The following is a 13,795-nucleotide window of genomic DNA, read 5'->3' as shown; positions in this document are numbered from 1 at the left end:
ATATAAACATATTAGGTAAATATATATGGGTTACCTGTATATACCAATTACGCAGTCGCTGCCTGTCCCGGGCGGCGGCTTTTTATTTGACTAGCACTTTTCTCTTAGTTGAAGCTTGTTATGCAACGCGCTAAAAGAGATTTGGAGTATTCGACTTCAAGTTGATCTGCGAATTTTTGCAAAAACCTAAATTAGCAAGTATTTTATGTAGCTAATTAATCGAAAAGTTGTTATAATAAAGAGCTGTAGCCAGTGAATTTATGCTGGTTTCATATTAATTCAACTGAAGAGGTGAATCGCTTGTTGGACCGATTGCAATCATTGGCGGACCGCTACGATAAACTGAGCGAACTGCTCTGCGATCCGGATGTGGCGAACGATAGCAAAAAACTTAGAGATTATTCCAAAGAACAGTCTGATTTACAGCCTGCTTATGAAGCATATACCGAATATAAAACTGTCGTTGAGGAGCTAGACGCTGCTAAAGCCATGCAGGCTGAAAAGCTGGACGACGAGATGCGTGAAATGGTCAAAATGGAGATTGAAGAACTGAGTGCCCGTAAGCGGGAGCTGGACGAGAAAATTCGTATTTTGCTGCTGCCGAAGGACCCGAACGATGATAAGAACGTTATTATTGAAATTCGTGGTGCTGCGGGCGGTGACGAGGCCGCGCTGTTTGCAGCGGACTTGTACCGGATGTACACCCGTTATGCAGATGCCCAAGGCTGGCGTGTAGAGCTAATGGATGCGAACATGAATGACCTTGGAGGCTTTAAAGAGGTTATCTTCATGATTAACGGACGCGGTGCATACAGCAAAATGAAATTCGAAAGTGGCGCACACCGTGTACAGCGGATTCCGACTACAGAATCCGGTGGACGTATTCATACATCTACCTCTACGGTGTCCGTGATGCCAGAGGCAGAGGAAGTGGATATCGAAATTTTAGACAAGGATATCCGCGTGGATACTTTCTGCTCCAGTGGTGCGGGCGGTCAATCCGTTAATACAACCAAGTCGGCGGTGCGTGTAACGCATATGCCAACAGGTATTGTGGCAACCTGTCAGGACGGCAAGTCCCAGAACTCCAACAAGGAGAAGGCACTGCAAGTTTTGCGCGCCCGTATTTCGGATATGATGCGTCAGGAAGAGGAAGCCAAATATGCAGGCGAGCGTAAGAGCAAAGTAGGTACCGGGGACCGCAGTGAGCGTATACGTACCTACAACTTCCCGCAAAGCCGTGTAACGGATCATCGCATCGGTCTGACCATGCATAAGCTGGATCAGGTGATGAATGGAGAGATTGAAGAAATCGTATCAGCGCTCACGATTGCAGAGCAGGCTGATTTGATGGAACAAGAGGTTTAAGTTTTGGGGAACGAACGCGATTGTGTGTATCGGATGCCGCCGGAACGGAACATGAGTATCAGAGAAGCCTTAGTTGAGGCTTCTTCTTTTTTAGGAAGCTGCGGCGTGTTGGAGCCGCAGCATAATGCCCGCTTGCTGCTGGAATTTGTGCTTGGGCTGGAGGGAACGAGATTCTACGCTGCATTGGGAGACCCGTTCCCTTCCTCCGTCAAGGAGGCATGGGAACGGATCATCGCCCGCAAGGCTGCGGGTGAACCGGCGCAGTATATTATCGGACGGCAGGAATTTTACGGCCGCCCGTTCGCGGTTTCGCCGTCGGTGCTGATTCCGCGCCCTGAGACAGAACTGCTCGTCGAAGCGATACTTCAGCACGGCGACCGGCTGTGGCCAAGCGGTGCCCCGCATGCGCTTGACATCGGCACGGGCAGCGGCGCGATTGCCGTGACGCTGGCGGCTGAGCGGCCGTGCTGGCACGTGGCGGCGGGGGATATTTCAGCCGCTGCGCTCAAAATGGCGGCTCAGAACGCCGCTCATAACGGCGCAGCCGTAGAATTTCGCGAGGGCGATCTGCTGGCGCCGTTTGCGGGCACGGCGGTGGACATCCTTGTGTCCAACCCGCCATATATTCCGGCTGCTGACATCGCTGGCTTGCAGCCGGAGGTGCGCGATCATGAGCCGCGGATGGCGCTGGACGGAGGTCCTGACGGGCTTGGCCCGTATCGGGCCATGCTAGAGCAGTTGGGACTCCTTCAGACTCCCCCCCAGCTAATCGGGTTTGAACTGGGGATGGGACAGGCCAGAGACGTGGCTAATCTACTGGAACGGGCAGGTCATTGGAGGAATATTTTAATCATTCCTGACCTTGCGGGGATCGAGCGACATGTCCTTGGTGTCTCGGAGTAATGCTGCATTTTCTTTTTGCGAGTCTTTCCTTTAGAATAAGAGGAGTATGACCGAGAAACGGCTCAGGGGGAAATCATGCTTCAGAAATTGAAAAAAGTTGATGGTCCGGTTATTTTTATTCTGGTTTTGCTCATGGCGATTAGTATTATAACGGTATACAGTGCTGGTAGGGGGCCTACAAACCTGGCAGAACACGGCAACGATTACCAGAAGATGATCGGGTATTATATATTGGGCTTTGTAGTGATCTTGGGTTTAGCGATAGTCGATTTTCGGATATTCATTAAAAAAGCCTTGTATGTATATGGAGGCGGGATCTTCCTGTTGATTCTCGGCTTTTTTGGCGGGACGGTTAATAACTCTCAAGGGTTCTTGAAAATTGGCGGTTTAAATCTTCAGCCTGCTGAGGTATTCAAGCTGATTCTTATCATTTTTTTGACGTATATGCTGATTAAAAAGCGCAAAAGCAAACTGTATTTTGTTCAGGATGTGCTTCCAGTTGCACTGGTCAGCTTTGTCCCGTTTGCCATGGTCATGGCACAAAATGACTTGGGTAATGCGCTTGGTTACATTGTCATCGTCATTGGGATGCTATGGATTGGTAATGTGAAGGCATCCCATGCGCTAATCGGGTTTATCGTTTTTGCAGTCGCCGTTGGCGGGGGGATCAAAGCGTATATTTCGTTTCACGATGAGATTGATTCCTTTATGAAGGGGATTGGCCGTAGTCACTGGGTAGAGCGTTTGGACCCTTGGCTGGTACCGGATAAAGCGACCGCGAAGGCATCTTATCATACCAAAAATGCCAAACTGGCAATCGCTTCCGGCGGGATGATGGGTAAGGGCTTTTTGCAAGGAACCTCGGTACAGTCCGGGCGTGTTCCTTATACGTATGCGGATTCTATTTTTGTAGTTGTAGCCGAGGAGTTTGGGTTTGTAGGTTCATCCGTTCTGCTATTGCTATATTTTATATTGATACATCGAATGATCCTGATTTCACTGGAATGTCGGGATCGGGCTGGCCCGTATATTATTGTCGGGATTGTGTCCATGTTGCTGTATCAGATTTTTGAGAATATTGGTGCGTTTCTGGGCATTATGCCACTTACGGGAATTACGCTTCCGTTCATAAGCTATGGGGGTACCTCGTTGCTTATTAACATGACTAGTATTGGCCTGGTTATGAGTATTAAGGTCCATGGCCAAGAACTGGAAGATGACCTGCCGCAACCTTCCAGAGTAAGCTTGACGAAGGCGAAAAAAGCTTAGTACAGGTGAATTGTAGCTAAAAGCTGATGGGTATTTGTGTGAGTTGAAACGGTGAAATGAAAGAGTCCAGATTATGAAATCTGGGCTTTTTTATATTCCTGGGTGATGATGAGTTCGCGATGCTCGATTTTTTTTACGAGATTCATAGGTTTAGACTCTCCCAAACCGGACAGACTGATAGACATGATAGAGTTTGGGTTTGGGGGGACGAAGATGAGCAGTTGGATAAAGCAAGCTGCAATGATACTCTTTTGTATTTCGATATTAATGATGTCTTGGGAAGGCCAAAAGACGGATGCTGCGATGACCACGGGGGGAAGAGGAGCTGTAACGTCTGGGGTGACCACTACAGGATTGAAGATCATTCCGCACGATTCCATTCGACTGCGCATTTTAGCTAATTCGGATCGTCCTGAGGATCAGTTGGTTAAGCGCGAAATACGGGACGCTATTGTGCAGCAGATGAATACATGGGTGGGTGAGTTGGACAGTCCACAAAGCCTGAATCAAGCCAGAGCGTTGATTGACGCACATTTACCTGAAATTGATCATTTGGTAGGTGCAGAACTGGCTCGTCGCGGTATAGCATATGCTCATCAGGTAGAGCTGGCAAGTGTACCTTTTCCGACAAAAATGTACGGGGGGCTTGTTTACCCGGCAGGGAATTATGAGGCGCTTCGTGTTACACTGGGGCAAGGAAAAGGACAAAATTGGTGGTGTGTACTGTTCCCGCCGTTGTGTTTTATTGATGCAGGCAGTGGTGAAGCAGCAGCGCAAACTGTATCGGCAAAAACGAGTCATGGAGACAGTCGAACGAAGGGGACTGCCAAGGAGCCAGAAGTACGTTTTTTCCTGTGGGATGCCCTTACGGGGCTGTGGAGCTGGGTGAGTGGCTTGTTTGCCTAAGTGCTTCGCCAGAGCTATGGAAAAGAGAACGACGAGTGTAAGTTTCCCCATATGTTATAATGGAACTTACGATAGATATACAGATGGCAGAGCCAATTTGAACTGATTTGTTACAGTAGATTTTTAAGGATCAGGAAGATGAACTGGCCTGTATGACAATAAGATATGGGATGATCTAATATGAGCGATAAAGTGAATCAAATGCAAGATGTGCACGCAGGTTTTGTGAAAAAGGAAAAAGCTGCGCAGAAGCAGGCGCTACAGCCTTCTCAAACACATTGGTGGGATGTAAGGTGCTTGGTTCCTAATGAGGACATGACTATATCAACTATATCGTCTGTTGAGGTGGAAAAAGCGGATTCCGTTGGTTCGGTGAACCACGCTGACGGGGATGGTTCTGCCGAACTTTCGGCTGGGCAGGCTCAAATCGTCGCGGAAAAGGGCATACGAGAGGCCGCCCTACTTCTCCAGGCTGGAGAGACGGTAGCCTTCCCTACGGAAACCGTGTACGGGTTAGGGGCCGATGCGCGCAGTTCTAAGGCGGTGGAGGCGGTATTTGCTGCTAAAGGCCGCCCTTCCGATAACCCGCTCATTGTCCATATTTCCGATGCTGCTCAATTAAGCGGTATGGTAGCGGAAATAAACGATACAGCCCGAGCGCTGATGAGTGCCTTTTGGCCGGGACCATTGACTCTCGTATTGCCGGTAGTGCCACAGGCACTATCATCGCGTGTGACAGCAGGACTGGACACGGTCGGTGTGCGCATGCCAGATCATCCGATCGCGCTGCGCTTGATCACGGAAGCCGGTTGTCCGCTGGCTGCACCAAGCGCCAACCGCTCGGGAAGACCCAGTCCGACCTTGGCACAGCATGTGCTGGAGGACCTGGAGGGCCGCATCGGCGGCATTTTGGACGGAGGTCCCACGGGGGTGGGACTGGAGTCCACGGTAGTGCAAGTCGGTGACGACGGAACCGTCACCATTCTGCGCCCCGGCGGCGTGACAGCTGAACAGCTCGCTGCGGTTGCTCGCGCCGTCGTATTGGACCCGGCGTTGGCTGCTACACCGGGGCAGGACGCCGATAGCCTGGCGCCGCGCTCGCCGGGCATGAAGTATACACACTATGCGCCGCGAGGCTGCTTGAGTGTGGTGCAAGGCCCGTCGTCTGATGAAGTGACGGGCTGGATTCGCGCCGCGCTGGCGGAGGCTGCCGCGCGCGGAGAGCGCACAGCGGTGCTCGCGTTTGACGAGCATGCCGCTGACTACGCCGGAGAACGAGTCTACACGCTGGGCAGGCTGGACGCGCTTCATGAGGCGGCGCAACGTCTATACGGCGTGCTGCGCCGCTGCGATGAGGACGGCGTTACCTATATTTTGGCGGAAGCCTGTCCGCCAAAAGGATTGGGAGACGCCGTCATGAATCGACTGCTTAAAGCGGCAGGTCATCGAATCATCCGTCTGTAGCTTCCGCAAAAAATGAAGCTTCTTCTTTTAATTTCTTCTCTTTCCTCGTCTCTGTTTTGGGTCTTTTCAGTGCCTGCTTGTACTGATTTGCCCCTTGTCCGCATAACGTGTACAAGAACAGACGGACAATGGAGGGATGGATATGCTGGCAGCCTCTGCCGATGCTGGGCAGGTTGTAACGATTCTGATCATGGCGGTAGCGCTAGGGATGGATGCGCTGTCGCTGGGCGTAGGGATCGGTATGAAGGGGATACGCCTGCGAGACGTACTGCGCATCAGTATTGTGATTGGTTTTTTTCACATTCTGATGCCATTGCTGGGAATGTTCACAGGCCATTATATGAGTTCTTTATTAGGCCATGTGACGACCTACTTCGCAGGGGGATTACTCATCCTTTTGGGCGGGCATATGGTATATAACTCCTTTAAAGGGAACGGCGTACAGGTATTGGATCATCGGTCGCCTTTGGGTCTATTGCTATTTGCGCTTGGGGTGAGCATTGACTCATTTTCTGTAGGAGTGTCTTTAGGGATGTTCCAGAGTGATCTGGTACTGACTGTTCTGGCCTTTGGCTTTTGCGGAGGAGCGATGGCCATGCTGGGTCTATTGCTGGGGCGCAAGGTCAGCCGCAACCTGGGGGATTATGGAGAAGCGGTGGGCGGTGCTATATTGCTGGCATTCGGCTTTATGTTTATGTTTTGATTTTAACGTGGACAGTGTAAAATAAATACAGGATCTTAGTAATCCTCTGTTTATATATTTTTAACATACGGGGGGTGAAGGCGTTGAAGAATATTTTATTTGTATGCACAGGGAACACTTGTCGCAGTCCAATGGCTGAGGGGATGCTGCGTAAATTGGCTGCTGAGCATGGATTGGAACTGGACGTGCGTTCTGCGGGAGTAGCTGCGATGGAAGGCACGCCGATATCCCGACATGCAGAGGCGGTTCTACGTGATCACGATATTTCCGATCAGATCACTTCAACCCCTTTAAGCGACGGGCTTGCCGAGTGGGCACATCTGATCTTAACCTTGACGCAAGGACATAAACAGCATGTCGTTCAGCGGTTTCCCCAAACGGCGGGGAAAGTATTTACGCTTAAGGAATATGTGGAAGACCGAGAAGCAGTGCTGAATGATGTACAGGAGTTAGATGGCTTGTATGCTTCACAGCAGTTGATGGCTTCATTAGGACAAGAGTTATCGGCGGAGGAACGTGAACGTATGATTGAATTGCATCAACGGATTCCGGGCTTCGATATCTCAGATCCGTTTGGCGGTTCGCGGGAGGACTACGATGTCACGGCAGCGGAAATCCGTGCGGCTTTGCATAAGTTATTGGACAAGTTAAAGGGTTCTTCCGAATGAAATAGGCACTATCCCTCTATTTTGTACGGAATTTGTTGATTTTCAGCAGCTAATCCGTTAAGATAAGGTGGAAAAATGAGAATCCGGTGTAACTGGCGACAAAAGTGGGATTAACCACGGTGGAGCATCGGATATACGGCCGGTCGCCTGGGCAAAAGAGCAATTCCACATAGGTGTGGACTGCTCTTTTTTCGTATACGAGCTACAGCAGATCTTCTGTCGCCTTCTTGTTCTTCCATTTTTTCTGCTCGAAATCTGAAACATCGGCTATAATATAGTCAGATTGTGATCAGGAGAGAGTGGGTTGAACTCGTGGCATAGACCATGCCTAGTCTCTGAGAGGCTGTTCAACCAAAGGAGGTTCCAATGGTAGAACAATTGGATCATGAGATTTCACTCGAAGCACAGACCGCTTCTGTCGTGCGGGAAATTGCAGAGGCAGCGAGTCTCAAAGCAGGTCGCCTGCTGGTTATTGGCGCAAGCACGAGTGAAGTGGCTGGGAGTCGCATCGGCACGGCGGGGGCGCTCGACGTGGCTCAGCAAGTGTTGTCTGGAGTAGAGTCCGTTCGCAGAGAGTATGGCTTTGATGTGGCGTTTCAATGCTGTGAGCACTTGAACCGAGCACTGGTTGTTGAACGTTCTCTACTGGAGCGATTAGGACTGATGGAGGTTGCGGCCGTTCCTGTTCGTACAGCAGGGGGTTCTATGGCTACCGTTGCCTATCGTTCTATGGACGATGCGTGTTTGGCAGCGAACGTACAGGCTCATGCCGGGATAGACATCGGCGAAACGCTAATTGGCATGCATCTGCGCCCGATAGCCGTTCCGTTTCGCCCAAGCCTTCGCTGGATTGGTGAAGCACGTGTAACGGCTGCGTTCACTCGTCCTCCACTTATTGGCGGACAACGGGCAGTGTACAGTCTGGAACAAGAAGCCGGCGGAAACTGCGATTAGCATTTGGCATGTCGGCATGTTTGTACTGATTTTTTTGCATTGATGATGAGGTACCCAACAGAGGAGCAGGCATTTGCTTGTATGCCCAACAATTTGACCATGGAGAGGGAGTAATCAATCATGATGGAACATCTGCGTAAAAGTGACCCGGCAGTGATGGAAGCAATGGGGCTTGAACTAAAAAGGCAACGCCACAATATCGAGCTGATCGCATCCGAAAACATCGTCAGCGAAGCAGTAATGGAAGCCATGGGCTCCGTGCTTACCAATAAATATGCTGAAGGTTATCCGAACAAACGCTATTATGGTGGCTGTGAGCATGTCGATGTCGTTGAAGATATTGCACGTGACCGCGCGAAAGAACTATTCGGTGCCGAGCATGCGAACGTGCAGCCTCACTCTGGAGCACAAGCTAACATGGCGGTCTATCTGGCTGCTCTTCAACCTGGTGATACTGTGCTGGGTATGAATCTGGCGCATGGCGGCCACTTGACACACGGAAGCCCGGTTAATGCCTCCGGCTTGTTGTACAACTTTGCCGCTTACGGTGTGCGTGAAGACAACTTCCGCATCGACTACGATGAAGTGCGCAAAGCAGCTTTCAAGCACCGCCCTCGTCTGATCGTAGCTGGTGCAAGTGCATATCCACGTACTATTGATTTTGAAGCTTTTGCTTCCATTGCTAATGACGTAGGTGCATTGTTCATGGTGGATATGGCGCATATCGCAGGTCTCGTGGCAGCAGGAATTCACCCAAGTCCAGTTCCTCATGCCCAATTTGTGACAACAACGACACACAAAACGCTGCGTGGTCCGCGCGGGGGTCTGATCCTGACTCGCAAAGCATGGGCGCAAGCGATTGATAAAGCTATCTTCCCGGGTACTCAAGGCGGACCACTGATGCACGTGATCGCATCCAAAGCGGTTGCTTTGGGTGAAGCGCTCCAGCCATCATTCAAAACCTATGCGCAAAACGTAGTTCGCAACGCACAGGTGCTGGCTGAAACACTACTGGCAGAGGGGATTAACATTGTATCCGGGGGTACGGATAATCACTTGATGCTGCTAGATACGCGTAATTTGAATATTACAGGTAAAGAAGCGGAGCATGTGTTGGATTCCGTGGGGATTACGGTCAACAAAAACGCCATTCCATTTGACCCAACAAGTCCGTTCGTTACCAGCGGCATCCGTATTGGTACACCTGCTGCAACTTCTCGTGGTATGGATGAAGAAGCTATGGTCAAAATTGGTAAAATCATTGCAGATACCCTTAAAAATCCAAAAGATGACACTGTATTGTCCAAAGCAAGCCAAGCGGTTGGCGAGTTGACAGATAAGTTCCCGATCTATCCAGGAACGCAATACTAATTCGTCGTCATTTCATATTCTTTATGTTTATAAGGCTTTTTCCCTTCTGTTCGTGGAGGGGAGAAAGCTTTTTTTGATTTCAGACGACTCGGAACCGACGTTTTTGGGTAATAAGCGATTACAGTAAGGATTATGCGCATTTTCCTTCATGATCTACGACAAAGGAGTGATTGCATTGAGTCAAAGAAAATCCGCGCAATTATTGCAGCAGCTCATATTTGTGGGACCGATGGCGTTGTTTTTCGTCTTGATTATGGTCATTCCGTTCCTGCTGGGGCTGTATTATTCCATGACGAACTGGGATGGCGTATCTGAACATGTCCGATGGCTCGGGATAGGGAATTACATTCATATTTTTAGAGATGATCCGGATTTCCGTAATGCGTTCTGGTTTACGGTCCGTTTTACCGTATGTGGCGTCATTCTAACGAACCTGGTTGGCTTTATTCTGGCCTATGTGCTTACAAAGCCATTGCGTACCCGCAATGCACTGCGAACGGTGTTTTTTATGCCTAATATGATCGGCGGTTTGCTGCTCGGTTTCATCTGGCAATTTATATTTGTGCGTGGTTTTTCTGCGGTGGGCGAGGCGACAGGGCTTTCCTTTTTCAAACTGCCGTGGTTAGGGGATGGGCCGACTGCTTTTTGGGGGACTGTCATTGTGTTTGTGTGGCAATACGCAGGTTATCTCATGGTTATTTACATATCCTCTCTAAATAATGTCCCGCACGCCCTTATTGAGTCGGCGCAAATTGACGGTGCGAGCCGAAGACAGATTTTGCGTCATATTGTGGTGCCGCTTATTATGCCAGCAGTGACCGTCTGCTTGTTCCTAGCGATATCCTGGTCCTTTAAAGTATTTGAGTTGAATTTGGCTTTGACAAAGGGGGGACCGTTCAAGGCGACAGAGTCTGTAGCGTTGGATATATATAATGAAGCGTTTACAAATAATCGACTTGGATTGGGGACTGCCAAGGCTATGATTTTCTTCGTGGTTGTTGCGATCATTACCAGCATTCAGGTGCGTCTCACGAAGAAAAGGGAGGTCGAAATGTAATGGAAAAAACATCGAACTATCGTTTAAGCACATGGGTAGCTGAAATATTGCTTATTGTGGTTGGGTTGATCTTTCTAGTTCCGTTTTATTTTTTGCTCGTGAACTCCGTTAAATCTTTTGGAGATATTTTGGCCCATTCCGCATCGTGGCCGACAACCTTCCGTTTTGAAAACTATGCTAATGCCTGGAATAAAATAAACTTTCCCACCGCACTCGGGAATTCACTGATCGTCACGATCGTCAGCAATGCGCTTCTGCTGCTGATCAGCTCGATGGCCGCCTACCAAATGGTTCGGCATGACACATTTTTTAATCGATTCCTGTTCGGTTTGCTTGTGGCTGCGATGGTCGTGCCTTTCCAATCGATTATGTTGCCGCTTATGGAAGTGTCCAACGTGTTAAGCCTGAACAACAGCATACCAGGACTGATTTTGTGCTATTTGGGTTTTGGAGCGCCTTTATCGGTGTTTCTGTTTCATGGCTTTATTAAAACCGTGCCTATTGAGGTGGAGCAAGCGGCAAGAGTGGACGGGTCCTCTCGTTATGGGGTGTTCTTTCGCATCGTTTGTCCATTGCTGCTCCCTATGTTCGTGACCGTACTTATTTTGAACACGTTATGGATCTGGAACGACTATCTGCTGCCTTCACTCATTTTGAACGACCCTGAGCTGCGTACGATTCCGATTGCGACCTATATGCTGTTTGGTCAATATACCAAGCAATGGGACCTGGCACTGCCGGCACTGGTACTTGGAATCATGCCAATCGTTGTGTTTTTTCTGGTGATGCAAAAATATATCGTTTCTGGCATTGCAGCCGGAGCGGTTAAAGGCTGATGGGAGGGATATCGGATGAAAAAGACAGTGTTGCTTGTCATCTCCCTGATGTTGTTGCTCACATGTATGCTTACAGGTTGTGGTAATACGAAGGCTCAACAGACTGGGACTAAAACGATACACATTTATCAATTTAAAGTGGAGATTTCGGAGCCATTGAACAAGCTGAAGGCTGAATATGAAAGAACGCACCCTGGCATCAAGCTGGATATCCAATCTGTCGGTGGTGGGACGGACTACGGTGCTTCGTTGAAGGCTAAATTCGCCTCAGGCGATCAGCCGGACATTTTTACAAATGAGGGCTACCAGGATCGCGATACGTGGTTTGAGTACTTGGAGGATTTGTCGGATCAGCCATGGGTGAAGGACCTGGATGATTTTGCTCGTAAGCCAATGACAGTTAACGGCAAGATTTATGGACAGCCTATGAACCTGGAGGGATTTGGTTTTGTCTATAACAAGGATTTGTTCAAAAAAGCCGGTATCACCAAACTGCCTCAAACGATTGATGAACTGGAGGAAACGGCCAAGCGACTGAAAGCGGCAGGGATTATCCCTTTTGCTAACGGCTATGCAGAGTGGTGGGTTCTAGGAAACCATTTTATCAATATCCCCTTTGCCAGACAGCCGAACCCGGAAAGCTACGTTGCGGATTTAAATAAAGGAACTGCTCGCATCCCTGGTAATCCTGTGTTTGATCAGTGGGTGAAATTGCTTGACCTGACTTTAAAATACGGGAACCCTAATCCGCTCACGACAGACTACAACACACAAGTGACCCTATTCTCGACAGGCAAGGCTGCTATGATGCATCAGGGAAACTGGACGCAGCCGCAAATAGATGGAATTAATCCTAAATTGAATTTGGGCATTCTTCCTACACCCATAGACAATGACTCCTCCGCTGGAGGCAAACTCGCTGTGGGAGTGGCCTCGAACTGGGTAGTCAATAAAAACTCACCTGTGAAGCAGGAAGCAAAAGAATTTCTCAACTGGCTGGTCACATCGGAAACCGGCAAGCATTATATCACCAAGGAGTTTAAGTTCGTTCCTGCTTTCAAAAGTATCAAGTCTAGTGACGAGACCACAGGTGATTTAGGTGCGGAAATATCCCGCCATGTAAGGGAAGGCAAGATATGGAGTTGGAACTTCCAACGCTTCCCGAAGGGACTGAATCAGGATTTAAGCAGTAGTATGCAAGCCTATATTGCAGGAGTTATTACGAAAGACGAAATGCTTCAGCAATTTCAGGAAGCATGGGACAATCTGAAGTATAGATAAAATATGCTGCATGGGGATGCAGAGACTATACCTTATACAGGAAACTTGAAGCTGGAAAGGCTTTGACGGTCAAGGGCCGTTAGAGCCTTTTTGACGTGATTTTATATGACAAAAGTCACACGAAATGGGGCCTGCCAAGTATTTTGCATGTCATATCTTTCCCTTGACAAAAGGTTGCGGTGGCAGGTGTTAAATCAACCAAGGGAATGTTATAATAAACAGGATTTACAGGCACGCATTGCATCTGTGCTTATTTGGTTTGTACAAATAGGTTACATAGATCCTTTCGAATCAGGATGTTCGATATGCTGATGCGGAAGAACGTGACGATAATACCGGAGGGAATATATCATGGCAAAACTGGTGGTTTGCGATCACCCTTTGATCCAACACAAACTTACATTTATCCGCGATGTGCGGACCAACACGAAAGATTTCCGCGAATTGGTTGATGAAGTAGCAACATTGATGGCTTATGAAATTACAAGGGATATCCCACTGGAGAGCATTACGGTGCAGACTCCAGTTGCTGAAACAGAAGGTAAAGTGATTTCTGGTCGTATGCTGGGCCTTATTCCGATTTTGCGTGCAGGCTTAGGCATGCTGGATGGTGTCGTAAAGCTTTTGCCAGCCGCAAAGGTAGGGCATGTGGGGTTGTTCCGTGATCCTGAGACATTGCAACCAGTAGAATATTATACGAAGCTGCCTACGGATGTAACTGAACGTGAATTGATCGTGATTGATCCCATGCTGGCAACGGGCGGGTCGGCGATCGCAGCGATTGACGTGTTGAAAAAAAGAGGCTGTACTCAAATTAAAATGATGAATCTGATTGCCGCTCCTGAAGGAGTGAAAGCTGTGCAGGATGCGCATCCTGATGTGGACATTTATGTCGCTGCACTGGACGAGCGTTTGGATGATCATGGCTACATTATTCCAGGCCTTGGAGATGCGGGAGACCGCTTGTACGGAACCAAGTAGACTGTTTATGGCAGTTTGGGAAGCAGACGTTTAT

The 13,795-nt window shown here is 49.0% G+C and carries 13 protein-coding genes and 1 riboswitch; all 13 genes read left to right on the top strand.

Annotated features, from left to right (window positions below; genetic code table 11):
- Window positions 1-300: 300 nt before the first annotated feature.
- Window positions 301-1,368 (top strand): peptide chain release factor 1, encoded by a 1,068-nt coding sequence (gene prfA, locus ACQQ6X_RS13580; RefSeq protein ID WP_063213847.1) that lies wholly within the window; start codon window positions 301-303, stop codon window positions 1,366-1,368.
- Between the two features lie 3 nt (window positions 1,369-1,371).
- On the top strand, window positions 1,372-2,271 hold the full coding sequence (gene prmC, locus ACQQ6X_RS13575; RefSeq protein WP_305165755.1) for a peptide chain release factor N(5)-glutamine methyltransferase: 900 nt from the start codon (window positions 1,372-1,374) through the stop codon (window positions 2,269-2,271).
- A 75-nt stretch (window positions 2,272-2,346) separates the two neighbouring features.
- On the top strand, window positions 2,347-3,540 hold the full coding sequence (locus ACQQ6X_RS13570) for an FtsW/RodA/SpoVE family cell cycle protein (protein ID WP_305165754.1): 1,194 nt from the start codon (window positions 2,347-2,349) through the stop codon (window positions 3,538-3,540).
- A 213-nt stretch (window positions 3,541-3,753) separates the two neighbouring features.
- Window positions 3,754-4,446: a stage II sporulation protein R gene (gene spoIIR / locus ACQQ6X_RS13565; protein WP_305165753.1), complete on the top strand. Its 693-nt coding sequence runs from the start codon at window positions 3,754-3,756 to the stop codon at window positions 4,444-4,446.
- Window positions 4,447-4,626: 180 nt separating this feature from the next.
- Entirely contained in the window at window positions 4,627-5,910 is a 1,284-nt protein-coding gene (locus tag ACQQ6X_RS13560; RefSeq protein ID WP_305165752.1) for an L-threonylcarbamoyladenylate synthase, read from the top strand.
- A 142-nt stretch (window positions 5,911-6,052) separates the two neighbouring features.
- Window positions 6,053-6,613: a manganese efflux pump MntP family protein gene (locus ACQQ6X_RS13555; RefSeq protein ID WP_305165751.1), complete on the top strand. Its 561-nt coding sequence runs from the start codon at window positions 6,053-6,055 to the stop codon at window positions 6,611-6,613.
- Between the two features lie 83 nt (window positions 6,614-6,696).
- Window positions 6,697-7,281 carry a low molecular weight protein arginine phosphatase gene (locus ACQQ6X_RS13550; protein WP_305165750.1) on the top strand — a complete coding sequence of 195 codons (585 nt, stop codon included), beginning with the start codon at window positions 6,697-6,699 and terminating at the stop codon, window positions 7,279-7,281.
- A gap of 78 nt (window positions 7,282-7,359) precedes the next feature.
- Window positions 7,360-7,441: riboswitch (ZMP/ZTP riboswitch) on the top strand.
- Between the two features lie 206 nt (window positions 7,442-7,647).
- Window positions 7,648-8,235 (top strand): TIGR01440 family protein, encoded by a 588-nt coding sequence (locus tag ACQQ6X_RS13545; RefSeq protein ID WP_142612448.1) that lies wholly within the window; start codon window positions 7,648-7,650, stop codon window positions 8,233-8,235.
- Window positions 8,236-8,355: 120 nt separating this feature from the next.
- On the top strand, window positions 8,356-9,606 hold the full coding sequence (gene glyA / locus ACQQ6X_RS13540) for a serine hydroxymethyltransferase (RefSeq protein ID WP_063213855.1): 1,251 nt from the start codon (window positions 8,356-8,358) through the stop codon (window positions 9,604-9,606).
- A 175-nt stretch (window positions 9,607-9,781) separates the two neighbouring features.
- Window positions 9,782-10,663, top strand: a complete 882-nt coding sequence (locus tag ACQQ6X_RS13535) for a carbohydrate ABC transporter permease (RefSeq protein WP_305165749.1) — start codon at window positions 9,782-9,784, stop codon at window positions 10,661-10,663.
- Window positions 10,663-11,499: a carbohydrate ABC transporter permease gene (locus ACQQ6X_RS13530; protein WP_149034542.1), complete on the top strand. Its 837-nt coding sequence runs from the start codon at window positions 10,663-10,665 to the stop codon at window positions 11,497-11,499. The genes ACQQ6X_RS13535 and ACQQ6X_RS13530 overlap by 1 nt, the downstream gene beginning before the upstream one ends.
- Window positions 11,500-11,514: 15 nt before the next feature.
- A complete protein-coding gene (locus ACQQ6X_RS13525; protein ID WP_305165748.1) occupies window positions 11,515-12,780 on the top strand; it encodes an ABC transporter substrate-binding protein in 1,266 nt (421 codons plus the stop codon).
- Between the two features lie 351 nt (window positions 12,781-13,131).
- Window positions 13,132-13,761: a uracil phosphoribosyltransferase gene (gene upp / locus ACQQ6X_RS13520; RefSeq protein WP_013312332.1), complete on the top strand. Its 630-nt coding sequence runs from the start codon at window positions 13,132-13,134 to the stop codon at window positions 13,759-13,761.
- Window positions 13,762-13,795 lie beyond the last annotated feature (34 nt).

This window comes from Paenibacillus ottowii, assembly GCF_050516475.1.
Taxonomy (GTDB): Bacteria; Bacillota; Bacilli; order Paenibacillales; family Paenibacillaceae; genus Paenibacillus; species Paenibacillus ottowii.
This window is presented reverse-complemented; position numbering and strand designations above follow the sequence as displayed.

Coding starts and splice junctions, on each gene's coding strand:
- ACQQ6X_RS13570 (WP_305165754.1), top strand. CDS start 2,347: ATGCTTCAGAAATTGAAAAAAGTTGATGGTCCGGTTATTTTTATTCTG.
- spoIIR (WP_305165753.1), top strand. CDS start 3,754: ATGAGCAGTTGGATAAAGCAAGCTGCAATGATACTCTTTTGTATTTCG.
- ACQQ6X_RS13560 (WP_305165752.1), top strand. CDS start 4,627: ATGAGCGATAAAGTGAATCAAATGCAAGATGTGCACGCAGGTTTTGTG.
- ACQQ6X_RS13555 (WP_305165751.1), top strand. CDS start 6,053: ATGCTGGCAGCCTCTGCCGATGCTGGGCAGGTTGTAACGATTCTGATC.
- ACQQ6X_RS13545 (WP_142612448.1), top strand. CDS start 7,648: ATGGTAGAACAATTGGATCATGAGATTTCACTCGAAGCACAGACCGCT.
- glyA (WP_063213855.1), top strand. CDS start 8,356: ATGATGGAACATCTGCGTAAAAGTGACCCGGCAGTGATGGAAGCAATG.
- ACQQ6X_RS13530 (WP_149034542.1), top strand. CDS start 10,663: ATGGAAAAAACATCGAACTATCGTTTAAGCACATGGGTAGCTGAAATA.
- ACQQ6X_RS13525 (WP_305165748.1), top strand. CDS start 11,515: ATGAAAAAGACAGTGTTGCTTGTCATCTCCCTGATGTTGTTGCTCACA.
- upp (WP_013312332.1), top strand. CDS start 13,132: ATGGCAAAACTGGTGGTTTGCGATCACCCTTTGATCCAACACAAACTT.